The 22,790-nt window shown below is 52.7% G+C and carries 25 protein-coding genes and 1 tRNA gene; 13 read left to right on the top strand and 13 right to left on the bottom strand.

Features of this window, described 5'->3' with window-relative positions; genetic code table 11:
* Positions 1–36: 36 nt before the first annotated feature.
* The 8 genes from TPCCA_RS00865 to troA form a co-directional block, all read right to left on the bottom strand.
* Positions 37–846, bottom strand: a complete 810-nt coding sequence (locus TPCCA_RS00865; RefSeq protein WP_013944865.1) for a 5'-methylthioadenosine/adenosylhomocysteine nucleosidase — start codon at positions 844–846, stop codon at positions 37–39.
* A gap of 120 nt (positions 847–966) precedes the next feature.
* Positions 967–1,039 (bottom strand) — tRNA-Met (locus tag TPCCA_RS00860).
* Positions 1,040–1,164: 125 nt separating this feature from the next.
* Positions 1,165–1,920, bottom strand: coding sequence for a 2,3-diphosphoglycerate-dependent phosphoglycerate mutase (gene gpmA, locus TPCCA_RS00855; RefSeq protein WP_010881615.1), 756 nt, complete (start codon positions 1,918–1,920; stop codon positions 1,165–1,167).
* Positions 1,921–1,999: 79 nt separating this feature from the next.
* Complete coding sequence (gene troR, locus TPCCA_RS00850) at positions 2,000–2,461, bottom strand: manganese/iron-sensitive transcriptional repressor TroR (RefSeq protein WP_010881614.1); 462 nt, start codon at positions 2,459–2,461, stop codon at positions 2,000–2,002.
* Between the two features lie 9 nt (positions 2,462–2,470).
* Positions 2,471–3,574, bottom strand: a complete 1,104-nt coding sequence (troD, locus tag TPCCA_RS00845) for a transition metal ABC transporter permease subunit TroD (RefSeq protein WP_013944864.1) — start codon at positions 3,572–3,574, stop codon at positions 2,471–2,473.
* A gap of 3 nt (positions 3,575–3,577) precedes the next feature.
* Positions 3,578–4,474, bottom strand: coding sequence for a transition metal ABC transporter permease subunit TroC (gene troC, locus TPCCA_RS00840; protein WP_013944863.1), 897 nt, complete (start codon positions 4,472–4,474; stop codon positions 3,578–3,580).
* Positions 4,446–5,246 (bottom strand): transition metal ABC transporter ATP-binding protein TroB, encoded by an 801-nt coding sequence (gene troB / locus TPCCA_RS00835; protein WP_013944862.1) that lies wholly within the window; start codon positions 5,244–5,246, stop codon positions 4,446–4,448. The genes troC and troB overlap by 29 nt, the downstream gene beginning before the upstream one ends.
* A gap of 147 nt (positions 5,247–5,393) precedes the next feature.
* Positions 5,394–6,320, bottom strand: a complete 927-nt coding sequence (gene troA / locus TPCCA_RS00830) for a transition metal ABC transporter substrate-binding protein TroA (protein ID WP_013944861.1) — start codon at positions 6,318–6,320, stop codon at positions 5,394–5,396.
* 175 nt (positions 6,321–6,495) lie between these two features.
* Here troA and ruvB point away from each other — a divergent pair, with 175 nt between their 5' ends.
* The 6 genes from ruvB (at position 6,496) to TPCCA_RS00800 (ending at position 12,647) form a co-directional block, all read left to right on the top strand.
* Positions 6,496–7,548: a Holliday junction branch migration DNA helicase RuvB gene (ruvB, locus tag TPCCA_RS00825; protein ID WP_010881609.1), complete on the top strand. Its 1,053-nt coding sequence runs from the start codon at positions 6,496–6,498 to the stop codon at positions 7,546–7,548.
* A gap of 111 nt (positions 7,549–7,659) precedes the next feature.
* On the top strand, positions 7,660–9,513 hold the full coding sequence (locus tag TPCCA_RS00820) for a proline--tRNA ligase (protein ID WP_083815492.1): 1,854 nt from the start codon (positions 7,660–7,662) through the stop codon (positions 9,511–9,513).
* Between the two features lie 115 nt (positions 9,514–9,628).
* Positions 9,629–10,657 (top strand): DUF7954 domain-containing protein, encoded by a 1,029-nt coding sequence (locus TPCCA_RS00815; RefSeq protein ID WP_010881606.1) that lies wholly within the window; start codon positions 9,629–9,631, stop codon positions 10,655–10,657.
* Positions 10,658–10,660: 3 nt separating this feature from the next.
* Positions 10,661–11,347 carry a pyrimidine 5'-nucleotidase gene (locus TPCCA_RS00810; RefSeq protein ID WP_013944858.1) on the top strand — a complete coding sequence of 229 codons (687 nt, stop codon included), beginning with the start codon at positions 10,661–10,663 and terminating at the stop codon, positions 11,345–11,347.
* Positions 11,344–12,246 (top strand): 1-acyl-sn-glycerol-3-phosphate acyltransferase, encoded by a 903-nt coding sequence (locus TPCCA_RS00805; RefSeq protein ID WP_013944857.1) that lies wholly within the window; start codon positions 11,344–11,346, stop codon positions 12,244–12,246. The genes TPCCA_RS00810 and TPCCA_RS00805 overlap by 4 nt, the downstream gene beginning before the upstream one ends.
* Positions 12,243–12,647: an acyl-CoA thioesterase gene (locus TPCCA_RS00800; RefSeq protein WP_013944856.1), complete on the top strand. Its 405-nt coding sequence runs from the start codon at positions 12,243–12,245 to the stop codon at positions 12,645–12,647. Before TPCCA_RS00805 ends, TPCCA_RS00800 begins: the two co-directional genes overlap by 4 nt.
* Positions 12,648–12,688: 41 nt before the next feature.
* Here TPCCA_RS00800 and TPCCA_RS00795 read toward each other — a convergent pair whose 3' ends face one another.
* Positions 12,689–13,804 (bottom strand): M23 family metallopeptidase, encoded by a 1,116-nt coding sequence (locus tag TPCCA_RS00795; RefSeq protein WP_013944855.1) that lies wholly within the window; start codon positions 13,802–13,804, stop codon positions 12,689–12,691.
* 5 nt (positions 13,805–13,809) lie between these two features.
* Positions 13,810–15,024, bottom strand: coding sequence for an RluA family pseudouridine synthase (locus tag TPCCA_RS00790; RefSeq protein ID WP_013944854.1), 1,215 nt, complete (start codon positions 15,022–15,024; stop codon positions 13,810–13,812).
* Between the two features lie 47 nt (positions 15,025–15,071).
* Here TPCCA_RS00790 and TPCCA_RS00785 point away from each other — a divergent pair, with 47 nt between their 5' ends.
* From TPCCA_RS00785 to TPCCA_RS00755, 7 genes are all read left to right on the top strand, one after another.
* On the top strand, positions 15,072–15,563 hold the full coding sequence (locus TPCCA_RS00785; RefSeq protein ID WP_013944853.1) for a divergent PAP2 family protein: 492 nt from the start codon (positions 15,072–15,074) through the stop codon (positions 15,561–15,563).
* Positions 15,564–15,698: 135 nt separating this feature from the next.
* Positions 15,699–17,183, top strand: coding sequence for an SLBB domain-containing protein (locus TPCCA_RS00780; RefSeq protein WP_013944852.1), 1,485 nt, complete (start codon positions 15,699–15,701; stop codon positions 17,181–17,183).
* Positions 17,170–18,189 (top strand): RnfABCDGE type electron transport complex subunit D, encoded by a 1,020-nt coding sequence (locus TPCCA_RS00775; protein ID WP_013944851.1) that lies wholly within the window; start codon positions 17,170–17,172, stop codon positions 18,187–18,189. The genes TPCCA_RS00780 and TPCCA_RS00775 overlap by 14 nt, the downstream gene beginning before the upstream one ends.
* On the top strand, positions 18,173–18,640 hold the full coding sequence (locus tag TPCCA_RS00770) for a hypothetical protein (RefSeq protein WP_193386053.1): 468 nt from the start codon (positions 18,173–18,175) through the stop codon (positions 18,638–18,640). Before TPCCA_RS00775 ends, TPCCA_RS00770 begins: the two co-directional genes overlap by 17 nt.
* Positions 18,633–19,226 (top strand): hypothetical protein, encoded by a 594-nt coding sequence (locus TPCCA_RS00765; RefSeq protein ID WP_013944849.1) that lies wholly within the window; start codon positions 18,633–18,635, stop codon positions 19,224–19,226. Before TPCCA_RS00770 ends, TPCCA_RS00765 begins: the two co-directional genes overlap by 8 nt.
* Positions 19,220–19,798 (top strand): hypothetical protein, encoded by a 579-nt coding sequence (locus tag TPCCA_RS00760; protein ID WP_010881595.1) that lies wholly within the window; start codon positions 19,220–19,222, stop codon positions 19,796–19,798. Before TPCCA_RS00765 ends, TPCCA_RS00760 begins: the two co-directional genes overlap by 7 nt.
* Complete coding sequence (locus TPCCA_RS00755; RefSeq protein WP_013944848.1) at positions 19,795–21,654, top strand: alpha-amylase/4-alpha-glucanotransferase domain-containing protein; 1,860 nt, start codon at positions 19,795–19,797, stop codon at positions 21,652–21,654. The genes TPCCA_RS00760 and TPCCA_RS00755 overlap by 4 nt, the downstream gene beginning before the upstream one ends.
* 9 nt (positions 21,655–21,663) lie before the next feature.
* Here the strand turns inward: TPCCA_RS00755 and TPCCA_RS00750 are convergent, their stop codons facing one another.
* Genes TPCCA_RS00750 through TPCCA_RS05210 form a run of 3 tightly spaced genes read right to left on the bottom strand, consistent with a single transcriptional unit; the run spans position 21,664 to position 22,771 of the window.
* The gene (locus tag TPCCA_RS00750; protein WP_144011657.1) at positions 21,664–21,954 is read right to left on the bottom strand and encodes a hypothetical protein; all 291 of its coding nucleotides are present in this window, start codon (positions 21,952–21,954) and stop codon (positions 21,664–21,666) included.
* Complete coding sequence (locus TPCCA_RS00745; RefSeq protein ID WP_041610023.1) at positions 21,930–22,241, bottom strand: chromate transporter; 312 nt, start codon at positions 22,239–22,241, stop codon at positions 21,930–21,932. Before TPCCA_RS00745 ends, TPCCA_RS00750 begins: the two co-directional genes overlap by 25 nt.
* On the bottom strand, positions 22,238–22,771 hold the full coding sequence (locus TPCCA_RS05210) for a chromate transporter (RefSeq protein WP_041610022.1): 534 nt from the start codon (positions 22,769–22,771) through the stop codon (positions 22,238–22,240). Before TPCCA_RS05210 ends, TPCCA_RS00745 begins: the two co-directional genes overlap by 4 nt.
* Between the last annotated feature and the right edge of the window lie 19 nt (positions 22,772–22,790).

The raw sequence follows: 22,790 nt of genomic DNA, 5'->3' as shown, positions 1-22,790 counted from the left end.
GCCCGACTGCTCAGCCCATTGTCTTACTTCCGACCATTACACCACGACCATCGGGAAAAGAGAAGCCACTACCGATGTGCGTAAAGCACTGAGACGCTCAAGGACACGCAACGTCAAAAGGGCAGAACGCCGCGCCGCACGCGTCGAAAACTCTTTATAACTCATAGAGACATCCTGCTCAGCACCCGCACCGTCGGATATACAGCGTATAATAACAAAGGGGACGCCATTAACTGACGCTACATGCGCAAAGGCTGCCCCCTCCATTTCCACACCATGCGCACCAAATTCGCGTATAATGCGTGCACGTGTTTGCGCATCTGACACGAAAAGATCCCCTGAGGCGACGCGCCCTTCGACTAAACGAGAAACGCGAGAAGGCGGATCCCCCGAGCCAGAGAGCACGCAAGCACCCTCGGTCCACTCCGGATCCCGTGTGCAGAGATCAAAGGCTTCCCGCACCAAATACCGCAATGCCGTGTTCGCAGTCCACTCTACAGAATCCATGCGCGGAATACGCCCTTTCTGGTAACCAAAAGCGGTAACGTCTACATCATGCTGCACTGCATCGACAGAAACTAGCACATCAAAAACACACAAGCGCTCATCGAGAGCACCTGCAATTCCTGTATTGATAAGCACACGCGCACCAAACTCCGAAATGAGTAGTTGAGTGCAAAGCGCTGCATTCACTTTCCCAACACCGCCGCACACATACACCACCTGAAGCGCACCCACCGACACAACATAGAACGTGAGCCCTGCCCGCTCTGTACCTACTCCCCCGAGACACTCACGTACGCGCGCAACCTCCTCTCCCAGTGCAGCAAAAACGCCGACCGTCACGCACCCTCCCCGTAAAAAACACGAAAACGCGCACTCGCAACCCAGGCACAGAAGAAAGCTGTCCCTTGAAGGTCAGGAAAAAGTCCCAACCACAAGGCACACCGATAAATGAACGGAATATAGCAGGGAGAGGACTCGAACCTCCGGCCTCCGGGTTATGAGCCCGACGAGCTGCCAACTGCTCCACCCTGCGGTGACGCACAGAGCATACCACGACTAGAGCCCGAAGTCAAGCCACAAAGCAGGACGCTCCGCCCCAGCTTGAAGCGGAGCCTTACAATCATACATACGACCAGAGGATGCGACACGCAGGTTTAGTTAGTTACTCTTACCCTGATCAGCCACAGCCTGCGCCCTCGCTGCAACATCCGCCTCATTACCTAAAAAACGCTTCCCACACAGGGTAAAATCCGCCTCAAACTCATAGACAAGCGGTACACCGGTAGGCAAATTCACTTCCATTATCTGAGTCTCATCCAAAGACTCTATGTGCTTCATCAGTGCGCGCAACGAGTTACCATGCGCCACAATAAGCACACGCTGTCCGGAAATCATCTGCGGTTTGATTTCCTCTTCAAAATACGGCACCACACGCGCAACGGTATCTTTCAAACTTTCCGTAAACGGAAGTACTGGCGTCCGACCAGACGCGCATACCCCCCGGTAGGAGGCTTGAGTATGCGGACAACGTGCGTCCCCTACAGTAAGCGGAGGAGGAGCCACATCAAAGGAGCGACGCCACACCCTAACCTGCTGCTCACCATACTTCTGCGCCGTCTCTGTCTTATTTAAACCTTGTAGATCCCCATAATGCCGCTCGTTCAATTTCCAACTTTTGTGAACCGGCAACCACTCACGGTCCAGTGCCTGGAGTACAAAATTGAGCGTACGAATGGCACGTTTCAAGAAAGAAGTGTAGCATAGGTCAAAATCAAACCCCGCTTCTTGCAGTACGCGGCCCCCCTCCTGGGCTTCCGACTCCCCACGTGGGGTAAGCGGAACATCTGTCCAACCAGTGAACAGGTTCAGCCTGTTCCATTCACTTTCTCCATGACGGATCAACACAAGCTTCATGGCCCTCTCCTCTCAACAATACGTTTTGCACATCCCCTTTTATCTGACAAAAGGCGCATCCTCACCCCATACAAAAAGATCATACACCTGGCACATCGTCCTCAACATACAAATCCAAAAGCGTATCCTTTCTTGGGATCGGCTGCCCGTGAGGATCCCGCGTAGGATACTGCAAATAGCGATCAATAACGTCGATGAGCTCGTCAGAACACGCATGCTCAAGCATTTCCGCTTCTTTGTGCACCACTCCCGCTTCTAAACACAATACCTGGGAAAGAAAACTCTCCAACAAGCGATGCTTCCTTAACACTGCAGATCCAAAAACTGCCCCCTTTCTGGTTAACGTACAGCCAAGACGATGCGTGCGTTGCACATAGCCACCCTTTTCCAAACGCTTTACCATTGTGCTGATAGTCCCCGGCGTTACGTGTAAAAGGCGAGACAACTCCCCGGTACCCACGCGCTCCCGGCGAGACCGCGCCAACGCCTTTACCACTGTCTTCAAATAATTCTCTGCTGCAATATCTGACACTAACGACATCGACTCAGCCTACACGGATACATCCAATCGCGCCTGCGCGAGCGACACACCCTGCGCAGTGAGTAGCAGCAAGGCACCGTGACGCTCTACCATCCCTCTCCTGAGCGCGGTACGCACCACGCGGGCTGCCCTGCGCGCAGACCAACTCACATGTTCTGTCAGGTGCACTTCAGCGCACTCCACGCTGCGCTCCACCGTGTAACGGTGTGTTGCAAGATGCACGGCAAGTGTCGCCACATCTAGATCAAGTTTCAAAGCACGCATTACCAGACGCCTGCGCACAACCCCGTGTTTTGGAGAGAAAAGGTACACCAACGCGAACAGAACGCCCGCCATGGTGGCCATTGCTCCTGCAATGCTGCCGTCTATCTTCACCGCAAGAAAAAGCCCACTAATGGACGCACAAGAGGCGAGCAATGAAGCAAGAACCAACATCAACAACAAGTTATCTGTCAACAAAAGCGCTGCTGCAGGCGGTGTAATCATCAATGCAATGACCAACACTGCACCCACCGAATCGAAGGCTCCCACACAGGTAATACTCACCGCAAGCATAAGCCCATAATTAATAAGCGTAGGAGAAAAACCCAAACTCGTGGCAAGCACCGGATCAAACGTAGAAATCTTGAGTTCCTTGAAAAAGAGCGCAAGCAACAGCAGTAATCCACACAAGACGGACCCCATCTGTACCAGACTCCTAGGCAAGGACCAAGCAAAAAACGAAACTCTATCCAAGGGCGCAAGTCCAATTTCCCCAAGCAGTACCGCATCTGTATCAAGATGTACATTCCCCGCATACAACGACACAAGGATCACCCCCAACCCAAACATTGCAGGGAACACAAGCCCGACTGCTGCATCGCTCTTTACCATCCCTGTCTTCTGCAAAAGTTCTGCACAGATTACCGAACATATCCCCGCAATCACTGCCCCCACAAAAGGCACGAAAGAAGAAAGCGTACGACTCAGAAAATAACCGAGTACTATCCCCAGGATAACCGAATGACTGATCGCGTCACTCATCAGCGATATTCTACGCAACACTAAGAAAACCCCACACAGCGCGCACGCAACCGACACGACCACTGCAATAAGCACAACCTCCATGGTCATATTCTACCCCTCCTCTTGAAGAAGCGAAACCCGTCTTCTTCGCCACAGTTGATACAAAACACCCCGCTGAGGACCAAGCATAATAGAGACAAGCGCAATACCCGTCAGCACCAACACTATCACGGGGCCAGTAGAAAGCCTGGGAACCTGGGCAGAGACAACCGAACCTGAAACACCTGAGACACCCCCAAATAAAGCAGCAAGCGCGCATAAAACCCTTAAATTGTTTGTCCACTGCCGCGCTGCCACTGCAGGCGCAGTCAGCAGTGCGCTCATCAAGATAACCCCCACTGCCTGAACCCCTACGACAACTGCAACTACGATGAGTGCCGTGAGCATGAACTCCATAAGCTGTGGAGAAAAACCTTGCACCGCAGAGAAGTCTCGATCGAAGGTAGAAAGCTTCAGTTCTTTCCAAAACAGCAGTACAAGCAAACCGATCACCACCTCCATCGCAATGATGAGCAGGACATCTCGCTGCAAAATCGTGGCCGCTTGCCCTAGAATGAATTTGTTCAGACCAGCCTTTGCCGCCTGGGACGACTTCTGCACGTGGGTGAGTAATAGAAACCCAAACCCAAGAAAAACACCCAACACAATGCCCTGCGCACCATCGGTATCAATTTTTGTAGTACGCATCACCATTAGCATCACCACAGTTCCTACTAAACCACTGAGGGCAGCACCCAGCAAAAGTATCTCAGTAGACTTCGTGCCGGTTAAAAGAAACGCGATAACAATCCCCGGAAGGGTTGCATGAGAAACTGCGTCACCGAAAAGGCTTTGTCGACGCAGCACCGCAAAACTGCCGACCAGCCCAGAACCCAAACCCAAAAAAAGCGTGCCTAACACCACATTTTGCAGCGTATAGTCAGAGAACAGACGCATGAGCGCGTGCATCGTGCACATCCTCCTTATTTCCTCTCGGAAAAAGGGTGGAACTAATCCGTCCGCCATAGGCTCTTTGAACGTATTCTTCGGTGAAGGCAGACACGACGGCCCCTTCAGCGATGACGCGAACATTTAAAAGCAGCACGCGGTCAAAATACTCTGCCACCGTCTGCAAATCATGATGCACAACAAGCAACGTTTTCCCACGCCCTTTCAGCGTTTTTAAAAGAGTAACGATTGCTTGTTCAGTAGCTGCATCCACACCTTGAAATGGCTCATCCATGAAGTAAAGATCCGCGTCCTGCACCAAGGCCCGCGCGAGAAACACGCGCTGCTGCTGACCGCCTGAAAGCTCACTGATTTGTCGGTCTAAAAAGGCGCCCATTCCTACTTCCTCGATCGCTTCCCGGGCACGCGCCTTTTCTCTTTTTCCCGGACGACGAATCCAACCGAGCGAACCGTACGAACCCATGAGCACCACATCAAAAACGGTAGTAGGGAAATCCCAATCCACTGCACTGCGCTGCGGGACATACGCAACACGTCGCCGCTCTTTTGAAAAAGGACGCCCAAAGACTCGCACCTCTCCGGAAGCGAGAGGCAGAAGACCCATGATCGCCTTCAATAGGGTCGACTTGCCCGCCCCATTAGGACCGATAATGGCCTCGATAACCCCCTCTGGAATACGCACATCCACGTCCCAAAGCACCGGCTTCTGCCGATACGCAAGCGTCAGGTCGTCAACCTGGACAGCATAAGCTGTTGCTGATATCTCTGCCATATACTGCTCTCTTCTTTTCGCTCAATCGGGTAAGAGCCGTCAGCGGTGAGCGCGCCACCTCCTTCACTAATCACCACGCCGTGAACGGGCGCTGTCGTACAGCCGACCACCAACGGCTCTTCTACCCACTCAACTCTACATTCCACGCTAGCGAGCCAACGCAGCAACGATCGTATCGATATTGTGTGTTACCATCCCTACGTAGGTACCCTCGCTCGTACCCGCATCCCCCATCGCATCAGAAAACAACTCGCCTCCAATCTGCACTACGTGCCCTCTTGCCTGCACCGCATCCCTTAACGCTTCAACGTTTTTGTGCGGAATAGAACTCTCAATAAAGATAGCAGGGAGTTTACGTTGCGCAATAAACGCTGCCAGTTCCTGCATATCATGCGCACTGGCTTCCGAAGCGGTGCTCACCCCTTGCAACCCCTTCACCTCAAAACCATACGCACGGCTAAAATAGCCGAACGCATCATGAGCGGTCACCAACACACGCCTTTCAGCAGGCAGCGACTGCGCCTTGCGCCGAACGTACGCGTCAAGCTTATCCAACTGCTGCTGGTACGCCTGATAACGTTGAGTAAATTCGCGAGTTTTTCCCGGCAACAGCTTGCACAAGCTTTCGTACACTGCCTTCACCGAATAAGACCACAGCTTTACATCAAACCACACATGCGGATCGAACTCTGCTTCCTCAAGAGAAAGACGCTGCGACACCGGAATAGTCTCAGAAACTGCAACTACCAAGCGGCTCCCGCGCAGTTTGGAAAACACCTCGCCCATCTTGGTTTCCAGGTGCAACCCGTTGTACAGGATGAGATCCGCATTCCCGAGCCATTCCACATCCCCCGCAGTAGCCGTGTACAGATGCGGGTCAACACCAGGACCCATCAACCCCTTTAGATGCACATCACCTTGAGCGATGTTTTTGACAGCATCCGCTACCATGCCAATGGTGGTGACAACCAGGGGTTTCCCGTCCGCTGCGGCATCCTTGCTACCGAATGCGTGCGTAAAACCGGTCAGCATGCCAAGCGCGAGCACGCAGGCACATATTCTTTCACGTATCAAGTGACACTCCTTGGGTGAATTTTGATGCATCAAAGTAGCGGATCACGCAGGAAACGTCAATTTTTCAGTACCCTTTCAGGAAAAGAAAACGGCACTCTGGCGCGGAGCCTCTCGAGCTACATGATAAAGAAGCATTTGATCTTCCTCGCATAAGCAGCTACAGTTGCGCCCTCTTATGGATCACACCGCGTCACTGAGTCCTGTGCGCCCTGAAGCACAACCTACAGACGATCGCGAGCGTGCGCTCAGACCGCGCCTCCTGAAAGACTTTCTAGGTCAGGAGAAAACAAAACGCAACTTACGTCTTTTCATTCAGGCAGCGCGCGATCGCAACGAAAGCTTAGATCACCTGTTCCTCATCGGCCCCCCGGGGCTCGGCAAAACGACGCTCGCGCATATCACTGCATGCGAGCTGGGCGTTGAGTGCAAGGTTACAGGCGCACCGGCGCTTGATAAACCAAAAGATTTAGCGGGTATCCTCACTGCGCTGAGTGAGCGAAGCGTCTTCTTTGTGGATGAAATCCACCGCCTCAAACCAGCCATAGAAGAGATGCTGTACATTGCCATGGAGGACTACGAGCTGGATTGGGTTATCGGTCAGGGACCGTCCGCGCGCACGGTGCGCATCCCACTCCCCCCATTTACCCTCATTGGTGCAACCACTCGCGCGGGTATGGTTTCAAGCCCGCTAATTAGCCGCTTTGGAATCGTAGAGCGCTTCGAGTTCTATACCCCTGAGGAGCTTGCTGCCATTGTGCAACGCTCAGCGCGGCTTCTAGATATCACGCTCGATGCACGCGCAGCGTTAGCCCTTGCGCGGTGTTCGCGAGGAACACCCCGGGTGGCCAACCGGCTTTTGCGCCGTATACGCGATTTTGCCCAAGTTGCGGGGTCTGCACACATCAGCGAGACGATAGTACGCGCAGGGCTTGCCCACCTAAAAATCGACGAATTAGGGCTAGAACTGCACGACATACAGCTGCTGCGCGTCATGATTGAGCACTTCGGCGGAGGGCCAGTGGGCGCAGAAACGTTAGCGATCTCCCTCGGGGAATCACCGGAAACACTTGAGGATTACTACGAGCCCTACCTTATCCAAATTGGGCTCATGCAGCGCACCCCCCGCGGGCGCATGGCCACCGCGCGTGCCTATGCGCACCTAGGTCTCCCTGTCCCCGAGGCACGCACGCTCACCCCGCACTCCCCAGAACAAGGAACGCTTCTTTAGCAAAGATGCGAACACCTTGTCAGAGCTGTCGGCAGCTCCGCTCGGACGGGGTAAGACACAAGAGTCTGAAAAAGGCATATACTACGCGCGGGAGGGGTACGTTTCGTGAAGATGTCTGCGTTTTTTGCACCAACCCTGCGGTCTGCACCTGCTGATGCAACCATCGCAAGCCACCAGCTGCTCATGCGCGCAGGGTACGTCAGAAAAATCGCCAACGGCCTGTTTGCGTACCTTCCCCTGGGCCTGCGCGTTCGACACAAAATTGAAGCGATTATTCGGGAAGAACTCGAGGCTATCGGGTGTTTGGAGTGCACCGCGCCTGTTGTGACTCCTGCAGAGTTGTGGAAGGAATCTGGCCGCTGGTACCGCATGGGCGCAGAGCTTTTGCGCGCCAAAAATCGGCTCGATCACGAGCTCCTTTTCAGTCCGACTGCAGAAGAATCCTTCACCGCTTTGGTGCGCGGCGACTGTACTTCCTACAAACATTTTCCCCTCAGTCTCTACCAAATCAACGCAAAATATCGCGATGAAATCCGTCCGCGTTACGGACTGATGCGCGCGCGCGAGTTCACCATGGTCGACGCCTATTCTTTCCACACAGACTGCGCATGCCTTGCGCGCACGTACGAAAAGTTTGCGCACGCGTATCGCGCCATTTTCCGTCGCATCGGCCTATCAGTCATTGCAGTACATGCACACCTCGGTGCGATGGGGGGGCAGGAATCCGAGGAATTCATGGTAGAGTCCGCGGTGGGTGACAACACGCTCCTGTTGTGTCCCCACTGCACCTACGCTGCAAATTGCGAAAAGGCCGTCGGACAGCGCCCCCTCCCAGACACGCATGACACTCATCTAAAAGACGAACACGCAGGGTCAGATCTCAAGACGCCTGCAGCAATGCGCGAGGTACACACCCCGCACGTGAAAACTATTGAGGAACTTGAACACTTCTTGCACGTACCTGCACATCGCTGCATCAAGACGCTTATTTACCGCATTGACACGGTGCCCCAGGCGGCTGGGCATTTTGTGGCAGTGTGCATCCGCGGCGACCTAGAACTCAACGAGTCAAAGCTCGAAGCGCTCCTGCGCGTGCCATCTGTAGTACTGGCAACTGAACAAGAGGTGTATGCACTCAGCGGCACCCCCGTAGGATTCATTGGTCCGGTAGGACTTGCACAGCGTGCTGCAGCTGCGTATGCCGCTCGCACCCCTGCGTTCTTCCCCTCCGCTGCTGAGCCTGCATCCGTCACTTCTGACATTCCATTTTTTTCCCTCGTTGCAGATCAATCCGTGATGGCTATGCACGACGCTATCACCGGTGCGTTGAAAGTTGACACGCATCTTGTGCAAGTAGAACCGGGTCGAGACTTTGTTCCTGACGCAGTTGCAGATCTCATGCTCGTGCGCGCCGGCGACCGGTGCATACACTGTGGAGCGCCCCTATACGAAAAAAAGGGTAACGAACTAGGTCACCTCTTTAAATTAGGGGACAAATACACGCGCAGCATGCACCTTACCTTTACTGATGAGCAGGGTGTACGACAGTTCCCCCTGATGGGCTGCTATGGCATTGGCCTTGATCGCACGCTTGCCTCTGTGGTGGAAAACCACCATGACACGCGGGGTATCAGCTGGCCGCTTGCGATCAGCCCCTACGCAGTTGTGCTCATACCCATCCCTCACACGCAGGCCCCCTATGCAGCAGCAGAGGCACTGTACGTGCAGCTGCGGACACGGGGAGTTGAGGTACTGTTTGATGATCGTGCAGAGCGACCCGGAGTAAAGTTCGCAGATGCTGATTTAATCGGTATTCCCCTTCGTGTGGTACTGAGTGCGAAAACGCTACCGCGCGTTGAATGCACAACACGGTGTGGTGCGCACACGTATTTTTTTACGCAAGAAGAGGCGTCCGAGCACATTGCACGCCTGCTCGAACAACTCGCTTCCCCGGAAAGTTCGTAAGAACGGGAATGCCGGAGCGGGATCCAGCGCATGCAGTGCTGAGACCTGCGCGTAATAGCACAGTGTACGGCACCCGTGGTTTAGAAAAAAATGACGAAGGAGAAAAGGAAAAACGGTGTACATAAAGGTAGCGCTCGTGTGTCTTTTCAGCATGGGCGCGCGGTGTCTTTTGGCCACAGAACCGGCGCCAGTCTCTGGAGATTACGTATTGTATCGCGACTATTCGTGGAAATCGCCCACATGGGTTGGCTTTTTGTGCTACGACGCACACACGTACGGTGCGCTGCTGTGTACTCCGGCAGAAAGCCGCAGGATCACAATTCTCTTCACGGGCACTGAAAAGCACGGCCGCTTTGAGCTGACCGGACAACGCATCACCTCACCGGTGCGCACAGAGGATCTGACTGGCATAAATTATCTCATGGATCTTTTTCCTCAACTACAGCGCTGGAAGCATTTTCCCCGGGATACACACACCCTTGTTGCGCGGCATACCGATCGGAGTAAAAAGAGCACACAATTCTCAGGGGCAGTCGAACTGCAGTTCGCTTCTTTTGTCCCCCTCTTCCACCTAGAAATACTCCGTGATAAGCAGCAGCGCGTCATGCTCCAGCTAAGCGAGATAGGGAAGATCGACCACACCAGTGACGCAGCCTTCTTTCAATTCACCCCCATGCCCCCGTCCACGCCCACTGATGCACCGCCAGCAACGCTTAATCAGACCCTGACACGCACGGAGTATGTCATCGATGACGTGTGCATTGCACTTGATCCGCAGTGGAAAAGAATTGCAGAAAATTCCTTTCTTTCAGACTTTGCCTTTCTCACCGTACACCAGGTGCCTGCACCGCGCGCGCACGACTATTCTGCGCTCCGTGCATTGCTGCAACTCTTTCTGTATTCAGGCCCTCAGGGAAAAAACATTCTTGAACAACTCCATATCAATGACACTCACGCGCGTCTTACGCTTTCCTATGCAGTGTTTGACCTTCCGTCAAAAACAGTTAAAAAGACATGGAAGATATTCATCCGCCACTCTGATACGCACTACTCTATACTTAGTCTCACGGCGGACCAGCGCACAGCGCAGCGTTACGCGCGCTACTTTGACACGCTCATTGAAACTATCCGTACAAAAAACTAAAAAATGCTGAATTGGAGCATACCCGTGATTAGACACATATTATTTGACATAGACAACACGCTGTACTCCTGTACAAATCCCATTGAAATGGCTATCACGCAGCGCATACACACATTTGTTGCACATTTTCTCCACGTATCTTGTGAGGAGGCGCGCGCGTTACGCCAGCGCACAAAGCACCTCTATGCTACCACCTTTGAGTGGTTAAAGGCAGAGCACAATCTCATTCACGATGAACACTACTTTCGTGCCGTGTATCCTCCCACCGAAATACAGGAGTTGCAGTACGATCCGCTGCTCCGCCCTTTTTTACAGTCACTGCACATGCCACTGACGGCATTAACTAACGCACCGCGCGTGCACGCACAACGCGTATTAGATTTTTTTCATCTGTCAGACCTTTTTTTAGATGTCTTTGACATCACGTATCATGCAGGCAAGGGGAAACCACACCACAGCTGCTTTGTGCGTACGCTTGAAGCGGTACACAAGACTGTGCAGGAAACGCTTTTTGTCGATGACTGTCTCATGCACGTGCGTGCCTTTATTGCGCTTGGCGGACATGCCGTGCTGGTTGACGAACGTGACTGTCATGCAGAACTGCCTCCTTCTGCACGCATGACACGCGTAAAAACAATTTATGAATTGCCCGCACACCTTGCACGCCTCGCCCAAGGAGACAATCAGTGAGTATACATTCGTTGCAGCAGACTTTTAGCGACATCGTCCCGCTCCTGGAGCAGTATACGCGCGCAGACCGCTTCATGCGGGAGGATAATTTGTTACACGAGAGAAACGAACCTATCCGGCGTATCGTTGAGTCCCTCGTCGCCCGCATATTACTCCCCGGCTCCACAATGCGCGGAAATGAGCAAATCGCATCCTTTTTACATAAAACCAATGAAGGGAAACGGGGACTCATTCTTGCAGAACACTACAGCAATTTTGACTTACCCTGTCTGCTCTACCTTATGGAACAAGGAAGTAGTGCCGGGCGCATGCTTTCAGAAAAAATCGTATCTATTACCGGTATTAAACTTCGTGAAGAAAATCGCATCCTGGCAATGCTCACCGAAGGATATGATCACCTAGTGATATATCCCAGTAGGAGTCTGGCCACCATCACTGATGCGCACTGTCTTGCAAGAGAGACAAAGCGCAGCCGAGCACTGAATCGTGCAGCTATGAAGTATTTAGAGGAACTGCGCAACGCGGGAAAGGTGATTCTCGTGTTTCCTGCAGGGACACGCTACCGACCCGGGAGACCGGAAACAAAGCGAGGGGTGCGCGAAGTATACTCCTACATAAAACACGCCGACGTGCTGCTCCTTATTTCAATCAATGGGAATTGTTTGCGCGTTGCAGAACGTTCAACTGATATGACGGAAGACGCGGTGCATCCGGATGTCGTGCTTCTTGAAGCGCGCACTGTAGACGACTGCGCCCTTTTTCGAGAAAAAGCGCTGGACTGGCACCGCACACACAACGTGGCGGCACCGTCAGAGGATAAAAAACAAATCGTAGTCGACTATGTCATGCACCTTTTGGAAGAAATGCACGAGCACAATGAACGAGAAAGGCTATCGTGAATTTTTCGCTGGAATTCCCCGTAAGATCCTATGAGCTAGACGGATACGGACACGTGAACAATGCGGTATATCTCCAATATTTTGAATATGCGCGCGCCGCTTTTTTGCTCCACATAGGGTTCGACCTCAAACAGTTGCACGAAGCAGGTTACGCTTTCTACGTAACCCAGGCGCACATTCACTACCGCACTGCAGTGCATCTATTCGATACGTTGCGCGCCCGGGTAAAACCATTAAAGCTCGGAAAAGCTTCCGGCGTCTTTTCACAGACGCTGGAGAACCAGCATCACGTGCTATGCGCGGATGCGGAAATTACCTGGGTGTGCGTTTCGCGCACAAGCGGCAAACCAACTAAGATTCCTCCCGAGTATCTGGTACCTGCGCTGTATCCGGATTACTAGTCCTCCCTTCTTTCCCCCTTTACTCTCCCAAGGACATCACACTACGGACGGGTACGCATACGCAGTAAGGAGGTAGGGTTTATCGCGGAGCCGTTCTTATAGATTGTAAAATGCAGGTGTGGTCCCGTGCTGCGTCCTGTTTTTCCCAATAATCCGATTTTTGTCGCGCTGGTGACGCGCGTACCTGCTGAAACCAACACCGTCTGCAGATGCCCATACAGGGTCTGATACCCCGCGTGGTGCCCCACAATCAGGTAATTACCATACACTGCACTGTATCCAACCGTGCGTACAATCCCTCCGAGCGCCGAATATACCGGGGTACCCCGCCGACTCACCATATCCAAACCATTGTGAAAACTTCTAGCACCGGTAAACGGATCACTACGCCATCCATACCGTGAAGAAACATAGTACCGACTGCGAAGAGGAGCACGAAACAAGTCACCATTAATTTCCTGCAACGCGCGTGCGCTTAAATGTGCACCGGGCAAAAACAGTACGCGTGCAGGCTGCAATGGCTGCACTACGTCAAACGACGTATTTTCCCTCCACTGTTTCGCAGAAGAAAACGGAAAAGGCACGCAGGACTCCCGTGCAGCTGAATTATAGAACGGAGAAACCAGCGTACGCACTGAAGGAGGTGACTCCTTTGAAGAAGACGGCGTGTTAAGCAGCACCAATCGTTCTAAGGAAATCTGATGCGCCGCCGCTATAGACGAAAACGTGTCGCCGTTTTTTACGGTATATAAAATGCCGTCCACTGAGGGGATTTTTAGTAGCTGTCCAACTTGGAGCGCCCGTGTGCTGCGCAATTTATTCAAACTAATGATTGCATCCTGACTGATGTCATAGCGCTGCGCAATCCTTCCTACCACATCACCTTCACGCACTTCGTACACTGTGTAGTACAGTGCAGGCTCCGCATCTTCCTGCACGATACGTGCACGGAGCAAGGAAGACACGTACCCCGACGCCTGACGTGGTTCCTGCTCAGTGAGCGTGAGGGCAGGTGTCAATGGTTCCACCTGAGCACCAAAGTACGCAAGGGCAAGAGCAAGGAGCAACAGTGTTACGAACAGTAACAGTGCCCCTACGGGGACAGGTCTACACGGTTCTCGCACAGTCTGTTTGGAACTTCGACAGTACACGCTCACACCGGCTATCCTTCAGGTGTACACACTGCCGTATCCTGCGGGCAGGTTGCGTCTGTACCTAACGCACCGTCTAGAGCGTCCACGCACGCACGCGCGCGCGCGAGGGAGTCCGGCGGAAAAGAAGTTAACACCCGCATGAATGCAGGGCTCGGTGTTGTCCACACCTGTGCAGGCAGCGCCTGAAGACGCGATGAAGGAAAACGCACACACCAAGCAAGCAAAAAAAAGCGCGTGTAACGCGCATTCCCGTGCTGACTCACGCCACCGTACGTGCGATCTCCTACCAGGGGGAATCCCTGTGCAGCGCAATAACGGCGAATCTGATGCTTTTTCCCCGTAACCGGCACAATCACGCGGAGCACCAGCGCGCTATCACAGCTATACAACACTGTTTGCACATGCGTTACCTCTCCTGAACGCACCAGCGTGCGCGCCGCAGCAGCGGTGCGCGCAGGGGCGGCGGTGATCGCAAGATAAAACTTGCGCAATGTATGCTGCTGCAACGCGGCAGAAAACCACTGGGCACCGCGTAACGAGCGCGAAAAAGCAATCAGTCCCTCTGTTCCTCGGTCCAAGCGGTGCAACGGTCCAGGGCGGAATGACAAAGCAGGGGGAACGTGCGCACGCCCTTGTCCCCTCACCCAGGCGTCCAGGCTGCGCGGACCGTGCACACACAACCCTGCGGGTTTATGAAAAAAAAGCAAATCTTGTGTCTTAAATACCACCGAAGGCAACACGCGCAGCTTCGGTGTTCCAGGCATCTTCGAAAGGCGACTGGATGCTGCACGCGCCCTACACAGGGATTCAGGTAAAGAAAGCACATCCCCCACCTGCACCCGCTTTGCAGGCTGCACCGGACGACCATTGAGCCGGATAGCGGTGCGGCGCAGCGCGGCATACACCCCAACACGCGGACAGGCAGGCAACAATATTCGCAAAACACGATCTACTCGTCTACCTGCATCGTTTTGGGTGCAGCGAAAACATTCAACAGCCGCTCCACCATGGGGTCTCACGGTGGAAACAGGAGGGACGACATCCATATGCACAGTGTGGGGAACGTTAGACGAGACCCACCTTTTCACGCGACGAACACCTACTTTCATACACGGTGCGTCCCCGTGCCGGATACCAGTTGCTCCTCCCAAACGTCCTCCCCGTCTTTCCCAGTACGACACCACAGCCCATGGCGGGTACAGCCGCCCCAGTATAGCGCACACAACGCTCCCTTGACAAAGGTTTAGAGAGTATAGGAGACTGCCCCGCGATGGACGGTGGCTATTTTCTTGGCCAGCTGCATGCGGTGTTCAGTGGTGAAGTCTTCCTCTCTGCCACCTGTAGTTGGCTTGCAAGTCAGGTGATTAAAACGGCTATCGCATGCCGAAGGTCGGCTATACGGTCGGTGCACGGCTTTTTTGATTTTGCTGTTTGGCGCACCGGCGGCATGCCTTCGAGTCACTCTGCTCTTGTGTCGGCGCTCACGCTCTCTTTTGCGCTCAAGTGCGGGTTGCATTCGGATCTGTTCATCTTTTCCTTTTTCTCTGCCATCATTGTCGTGCGCGACGCGCTCGGTGTGCGCCGTTCAAGCGGCCTGCAGGCCGAGGCGCTCAATAGCCTCGGTGCGCGTGTTTCGGAGAAACTTGATTTTTCTTTCAGACCAGTGCGAGAGATTCATGGACATAAACCGCTGGAAGTTGTCGTTGGCGTGGCAGTGGGCATCGTCACGAGCGCTTTGTTCTACAGCTCCATGAGCCCTTGAGTCTCCGGTGGACGTGCATGCAATGCGGCGGACCCCTCCACACAGAGGAAGAGGCGGTGCTGTGCGCGTTCTCTCGTGTGTCCCTGCCGCGTCGGGAGGCGCAGACCTTTTCTGTACCGTACAGAGGGCACACCAATGATAGAGCGCCTACGGAGCAGTCGCGGGAAACTCACCCTCACCCACCAGATTTTCCCCCTCAGCTTTGGGGGGAATGCTTTTTTGCCTGCGCGCGCGCTCGTTCCGTTCTCCGTTGATGCTGGAGAGCCAGCCGCCGTCGCTGTGGTAAAGGTTGGGGATACGGTCCGAGAAGGTCAGCTGATCGCACGCGCCGCGCACGCCGGTGCTGCTCACGCACATGCCTCCGTCCCCGGTGTCGTCACCCGCTTGGTAAGTGCTAATTTTCTCGCCGGTAGTGCCCTGCGCGCTGTCGAGATTCGTACACGCGGTTCCTTCGAGCATCTTGGCAAGGTCCAACCAAATCGCCCGTGGCAGCACAGCACCGCTTCAGAATTGCTGCGCCTAGTTACAGATGCAGGAGTAGTGGCCACACGCCTACATCCGCACGCCCAGATCACGAGCACCGCAACGGGCACGCACGCGGGTGCACAGCACACGTACGCGAAAGACTACGGACAGAAGGGAAGGACTGAAGCGCACACGCTGCGTCTCATGCGCGCGGCGTGGGAAAGCGGCAATGCGCTCGCCACGCACCTCCACCTGCACGTGCGTAAGGGTGTACGGAAACTTACGCTCTACCTTTGTGACGACGACGCCACCTGCCCTTTGAGTTCGTTCCTTGCGCAGGAGTTTCCAGAACCTGTTGCTACCGGTACCGCCATTATTGCACGGATACTGGACGCTACGTATACCGCGTGTCTCCACACGCTGCCAAAACGCTCCCCCGGTCTTGCAAGGATGCGCGCTGTCTTTCCATTCAACGAGATGCACGACGCGTATAGACGACATTATCCTTTTAGCAATCTATGTGCCCCACGCTATCGTGCAGGTTGCACAATCGATGCACTCACTGCAGTGCACGTGTATGAGGCAGTGGTACTCAGTCAGCCGCAAATCAGTTCCTACATTGCTCTGACAGGCGCTGGATTAAAATCACCGCAGGTACTCCGCGCGCGTATCGGCACCCCCCTTGGCGCGCTCATCGAGGAGTGTGGAGGGTTTCGCACACGCCCCGGGCATCTCATCATCAATGGACTGCTCAAGGGTAGTGTTTTAGAGTCGTTGGACCTGCCTTTCTCAAAGGGGATCAAATCGCTCCACGTCACCGGTAAAGCGCTTTCAAGCTCTGCGTCCTGTACCTCCTGTCAAAACTGTGGTGATTGCGCGCGCATTTGCCCAGTATATCTTGACCCAATAAAAATTGCGCGTGCCGCACACCGTAATCAGTTTACTGAAGAAGTGCTCCAATCCCTGCGGATTTGCCACCAATGCGGTCTGTGTTCTGCCGCCTGTACTGCGCGTATTCCTCTTGCAAAACTTTTGCACGATGCACAAGAACGCGCACTGCATCTTTCCCGTGCTCCAGTCACCAAAATAGAACCCCACTCCACACAAAGCGTCGGGAAAACTATCCGCGAGGCACCTGCCAATGCACACCGCTGAGTACAAACACGCACCCTTCCTTTACACCGGCTTAAGTGCTGGACAGAACGACAGTGTACTGTTGGCGCTGCTTGTTGCGCACGTGTTCGTCGTTGCAGCCATGCGCGACACGGTCGCGCTTTTTTCCATCGTCAGTACCGAACTCGGCGCACTGAGCGCCGCGCTCGTTCAAACACTACGCACACCACATGCGCCCCTGAGCGACTCTCTCGTACTGGGCCTGCTCATCGGTGCAGTACTCCCCGCACACAACTCTTTTTTGAACACATTTTGTGTTGCGTTCTGTGCCGTATTTTTTACGCGCGTTTTGTTCGGTGGCAAAACCGGGAATTGGCTCAACCCCATAGCGCTTGCCCCTGTCCTCCTCCGTCTGTGCACGGAGGGAACTTCCCTCCCAACGTCTGGGCGTGTCTCTGTTGTACAGGGAGCGATGTCTTATCCTCTTTTCTATTCTGCGCTTGTCGAGTGGGACGCCGCCGTGCGTACGTGGTGCAATACGCAGGTGTTCCAACCACTTGGTCTTACCCTCCCTGAGGGAGCGTTGAGCGCCTGTGTGTTCACTCAGGCTGCAGCGCCTGGGTTTCGCTATCCAGTACTTACCCTTCTTGCTGCACTGTGTGTATACGCAGTGCGGGCGCGACGCTACATCTGTTCGTGCGCGTTCCTTATGGTGTACAGCACACTGTTTTTTTTACCCGCACACGCACACCCTGCAACCCTTGTTTCCCTCATAAAAAGCGGCGCGCTGTTTACTGCATTCTTTGTACTCCCTGAGCCAGATACGTCAATGCGCACAAATGGCGGGGCTTGGATCTCAGGGGGACTCTGTGCTATGTGCGCGTTTTTTCTTGCAAAAAAGAATAGTTCTGCCCCAGATATGTGGGGTGCACACGACATGCACTTGTGGAGTGCGATACTACTCACCAACATCGTACAGCCACTCATTCTACGCGCAGAATCCTGGTACTACTATGTGCGGAGGCGTCGCTATGACGTACAACACTAACACGCGTCTTTCATCCTACGCAGGATTGAGCGCATTTGCGTTGTCAGTCTTTTGCATTCTATGGGGCACCGCGCGCACTGGTTCTTTTTTAAAAGAAAAGGCGCTCATCACCTGCGCCGTAGATATCCTTGCAAGGCAAGCCCCAGAACTTGGGGTCACGTCACGCACCCTGCGCATGGTACCGAGCTCCCCCATACCGCAGGCTGAGGTGCTTCGGGGAAAAAAGAATACGGGAGAGGAAATATTCCTATACTTTTTCCCACTCAGGGGAATGTACGGTTCGTTTCCTACCCTTTTTTTGTACGATAAAAAAGATGGTGCACGCTTTTGCCATCTCATAGGTAATCACCCTACACCACGTGATGCACGCTTTTATGGCATATCGAGTGCGCGCATCGCGCTTCAGTGTAGAAAAATAGAACACCTCCATCAAACAGTCGCATATGAGTAAGTACACGGTTAAGCGCGCGAGTGTATTGTGCATTTTTGGCATAGGACTATTTGTTCCTGCAACCGGAACCTTTGCCTGCGGTCTACTACTCGTACTTGGCTTTTGGGTTCTATTTTTTTCCTCGCTGCTGGCGAGATTTCTCTCGCAGTTTTTTATGCGCACGCGCAGCGCTCCTTTGTTCGAGGTCTGTCTTACCCTCTCAGCCGCCATTATGTATGACAACTTGATCCAAGGCTTTTTCCCGCTTGTGCGTATGATGCTGTGTCCTTACCTTTTCATTACCGCGCTTTCGCGCACACTCGATCTCTGTCTTACCGCATACGATGCAGATGCCGAATCGCTCGAATGCGCAGGTGTCTTCGGCATCATGATTGCGGGAATTTCTCTTGTACGTGAATTAGTTGCCTTCGGGTGCGTTTCGCTACCGGCCCCGTCGGGGTTCTTGCGCATCATCTCTTTTCCACCCAGCAATGTAATACGCTTTGCAGCCACCGGCGCAGGGACCCTCATAAGCTGTGGTATTGTTCTTTGGATATTCCGCAGTGCAGGTAACGACCACACGCCCTCTTTAAGGAGTGAATGGTGACAATGGTGCCACCCCTGTTTTTCGTATGCGCCCTTTTCTTTGCCGAGGGCATCGGATTAGATCGCCTGTGCATCGCTGCGCTCTCTCCACGTTGCACGCTCTTCCATACATGTCGCTTCCTTTTCCTAGGCGGAATATTGATAACCGGTAACTGGGTCTGTATACATTACGTATATGACCCGCTTGCGTTGCGTTTTCTTACACCGTTGGGTGTGGGCGCAAGTGCCTTTTGTCTGAGTACATGCAGCGGAAAACTGTCGCGCACGTGTACATCACACCGTGCTCAGAGCGAGTGGGGTCTTTTATACGCACTCGTATTTTACATTACGTACACTGCCCTTAACCTTTTTGAGGCGCTCGTTATGTGGGGAGTGAGCTGTGTCGGCTTTTTATGTTTCTCCACCATCTTACGCGCGATACATCAGCGCATCACGCAGGGAAACGGCACTGCAGTGGAGAAAACAGCTGCACTTCTCTTAGCAAGTATGGGTTTTATTGCACTGAGCCTGTACGGTACTGACGAGCTGTGGCTTTTTCCGATACCCGCGGCGGGGATGAGAACCCGATTATGAAAAAAGGAGACAATTCCAAAATACGTATCGCATTTGCTGCGAAGTTAACGGGAGCATGTGTTCAGTCCCTGCACGCAGAGCACGATCCTTCTCAGTACCAGGCATTTTTTTCAGGCCTGTGCAGGCACGAACAACTCCCACTGACGGTGCACATGACCGGTTCTTTTTTTCAATTTATACAAAAAAAGAATTCTCCCTATCCTTATCTTATCAACAATCTGCTTGGTTCCAAACGGCTTGAATTACTCAGCGGCGGTTTTTACCAGCCGTATCTTCCCCTCCTCCCTCAGGCGGATGTAATTAGTCAAATTGAGCTACTCACTTCTACCTTGCGAGAACACGTTATAAAACGCCCACGGGGCTGCTTTCTGGAAGCATCTGCATGGAGCGCCGCGCTCATTCCCTCACTCGTAAAGGCCGGAATGGAATACTGTCTCCTAGATTACCGTCTCTTCGAAGCCTCTGATATGCCCGCTACTAAACCTGCAGTACTTGAGGACAGCAGCAAATGCCTTGTTGCATTACCGTACCGCGAACTGACGATTGACACCCCCGCTGAAACATTCTATGCGCAACTTGTCGCACGGTACGGCGACACCCCCGGTACTGTGCTCATTTTCATGCTTCCGCTCGACTGCTACCAAAAATTATTTTTTACACACGACAATGCATCCACTTGGTTTAAAACATTTATTCAATACGTGCAAAAACCGAACTCTCCCTTTCGTTTAACGCATACTGGAGAAATATACAAAGAGCCTCCTGTTTGTCTCGGATACATCGCTTCGAATATGGTGCGAAACGATGTCCTTTTGCACAAAACGGCCAAGCAATTAATAATATGCAGCACACACGCGCGGTTGTTGTACGCAAAGATGATGTACGTACACAATATTGCTATGCAAATTAAAGGAGATAAACAACGCAAGCATCACGCACTGTCCGAATTATGGAAAGCAGAACAGGGAGTTTTTTTTATTTCTTCTGATCGGGGGTACGCATCCGCAGGAAGCGCGCAACGTACTGCATATAAATACCTCCTGACTGCAGAAAAAGTGGCACGCACTCCTGGTGTGTTTAATAATTCTCTCATTACGTTCGACTTTAACTTCGATGGTGTACGGGAGTTTCTCTCTCAAAGGGAGCTGATGAATATGTACGTCCAATTACCAGGTGGACTGATTTTTGAATTTGACATTTTTTCATCGTATAAAAACTATGCAGCAGTCCCTCGACAACCGGGAGGCATTTTTATTGACTATGTGCTCTCTGAGCAAGATGTTGTGCACCTGCGAGAAACCCCCGGCCATGCCGTGCCCACGGTGTTCTCGCATACCCCTTATCAGGAAATAGGATTCGATCCTATAAAGCACGAGCTTACACTTAGGGCGGAAGGTATCTTTGAAGAATTCAATCAGCCTGTTTCATTAAAAAAACAGTACTTTTTTAAGTCTGAAGGCGTACAAGTTCAGTACATCTTAAAAAACGAAAGTCCCCTCAATCTATCCGCATTTTTTGCAGTGGAAATGAATCTTGCCGTACACGGTACTGGTGACGCTGCACCCGAGCTTGTGGTTTTTTCGGAAAATGAAAAGTACACTGCAGCAATTACCCGTGATCATTTTCCCTGCATTTCATGGATGCGTCTTACCGATCCTGAGGGGAAGACTGTCTTTACGATCGAAGGAAACGAGAACCCTGACGTGGCTATCACGCCTCTGTGCGAAAGTACATCGAACCAGTATGCAAACACCGAAGGCATCAAGTGTCTTTTCTACTGGAAAGTCGACTTGAACGCTGGATACGAAACAGAAAAGATGCTCTTTCTCAAAGCCTTTTCTACAAAGAAAAGGTAACGTACTGATTCAATTACCAAAGCATAACGCACCCAGCGCGCCCAGGAATATCAAGAAAACTGGGTGTATCCTTTTGAAGAAAAAGCTCAGTGCGCATAACACCAAAAATAGCGTGAGTGTATGCACACCGAGCGATGGTGGTGTATTTCTTTTTCCAATTACAAACTGAAAAAACTGTGCATAGGGAAATACTGCTATAGAAAACACAGTCCCCACAGCGCCTGCGATCATACCCAAGGCACCGGCACGCAGACCATACAGCATGCGCGTAAGTATCACGCTGTGTTGAAAGGCGCGCAAAACACGCTCCATAAAAAAATAATGATAAACGAAGGAAACACCAATGCGCTCGTGCACACAAGCGCACCTGCTATACCTGCATACTCGTAGCCCACGTAGGTTGCCAAGTTAATTCCAATTGGTCCAGGTGTAGACTCTGAAATAGCAACCATTGAATAAAAATGCTCGGCACTCACCATACCCCGGATTAAAAGCTCACGCTGCATGACGCTGAGGGATACCAAGCCACCTCCAATAGAACAGAGACCGACATACATGAATAAAAAGCACAAAGACCACAAGTTCATACGCGTGACGCACACCACATACGTACGGTTTTTATTGCCAATCCTGCAAGCGCTGCACTTAACATGGCAAGGAGGGAGGGAAAATGAAATACATGCATCATCCCATACGTACCCATGGCAGTAACCCAGGCACCTGCATCGGGTAACGATTTTTTCCTAAGCGCGAAAAGCGTCCGCATCAGTAGCACTGATACCGCGACGTTCATGCCTTTGAGCACACGCGTGGTCCATGCATAGGTGTGGAGACTACGAATCCCAACTGCAAGGAAAACGATGATAAGAAATGAGGGTGTCACTACCCCCAGCGTGGTGCAAAGCGCGCCCCAAAAGCGTGCACGCTTTGCACCGCAAAAGGTAGCGACGTTTACCGCAATAATGACAGGTGTACACTGACCGATGGCAAAACAATTCACCAACTCTTCCTCATCCACCCACTTTTTGTGTTCGCAGAGCAAACGCTTCAAAAGCGGAAGCATCGCAACTCCACCACCAAAAGTACTCAAACCTATCTTGAAAAAGACCCAGAACAACTGAGCAAGCTCGCTACAC

Origin of the sequence: Treponema paraluiscuniculi Cuniculi A, from assembly GCF_000217655.1 — a bacterium.
Taxonomy (GTDB): Bacteria; Spirochaetota; Spirochaetia; order Treponematales; family Treponemataceae; genus Treponema; species Treponema pallidum.
Note: the sequence above shows the minus strand (reverse complement) of the source record. Positions and strands in the feature narration are given on the sequence as shown.

Bases quoted from the DNA above. Each gene is read 5' to 3' on its own strand.
- gpmA (WP_010881615.1), bottom strand. From the start codon at position 1,920: ATGAAGCTTGTGTTGATCCGTCATGGAGAAAGTGAATGGAACAGGCTG.
- troR (WP_010881614.1), bottom strand. From the start codon at position 2,461: ATGTCGTTAGTGTCAGATATTGCAGCAGAGAATTATTTGAAGACAGTG.
- troD (WP_013944864.1), bottom strand. From the start codon at position 3,574: ATGACCATGGAGGTTGTGCTTATTGCAGTGGTCGTGTCGGTTGCGTGC.
- troC (WP_013944863.1), bottom strand. From the start codon at position 4,474: ATGCACGCGCTCATGCGTCTGTTCTCTGACTATACGCTGCAAAATGTG.
- troB (WP_013944862.1), bottom strand. From the start codon at position 5,246: ATGGCAGAGATATCAGCAACAGCTTATGCTGTCCAGGTTGACGACCTG.
- ruvB (WP_010881609.1), top strand. From the start codon at position 6,496: ATGGATCACACCGCGTCACTGAGTCCTGTGCGCCCTGAAGCACAACCT.
- TPCCA_RS00820 (WP_083815492.1), top strand. From the start codon at position 7,660: ATGTCTGCGTTTTTTGCACCAACCCTGCGGTCTGCACCTGCTGATGCA.
- TPCCA_RS00810 (WP_013944858.1), top strand. From the start codon at position 10,661: ATGCTGAATTGGAGCATACCCGTGATTAGACACATATTATTTGACATA.
- TPCCA_RS00785 (WP_013944853.1), top strand. From the start codon at position 15,072: ATGGACGGTGGCTATTTTCTTGGCCAGCTGCATGCGGTGTTCAGTGGT.
- TPCCA_RS00780 (WP_013944852.1), top strand. From the start codon at position 15,699: ATGATAGAGCGCCTACGGAGCAGTCGCGGGAAACTCACCCTCACCCAC.
- TPCCA_RS00775 (WP_013944851.1), top strand. From the start codon at position 17,170: ATGCACACCGCTGAGTACAAACACGCACCCTTCCTTTACACCGGCTTA.
- TPCCA_RS00770 (WP_193386053.1), top strand. From the start codon at position 18,173: ATGACGTACAACACTAACACGCGTCTTTCATCCTACGCAGGATTGAGC.
- TPCCA_RS00765 (WP_013944849.1), top strand. From the start codon at position 18,633: ATGAGTAAGTACACGGTTAAGCGCGCGAGTGTATTGTGCATTTTTGGC.
- TPCCA_RS00760 (WP_010881595.1), top strand. From the start codon at position 19,220: ATGGTGACAATGGTGCCACCCCTGTTTTTCGTATGCGCCCTTTTCTTT.
- TPCCA_RS00755 (WP_013944848.1), top strand. From the start codon at position 19,795: ATGAAAAAAGGAGACAATTCCAAAATACGTATCGCATTTGCTGCGAAG.
- TPCCA_RS00745 (WP_041610023.1), bottom strand. From the start codon at position 22,241: ATGAACTTGTGGTCTTTGTGCTTTTTATTCATGTATGTCGGTCTCTGT.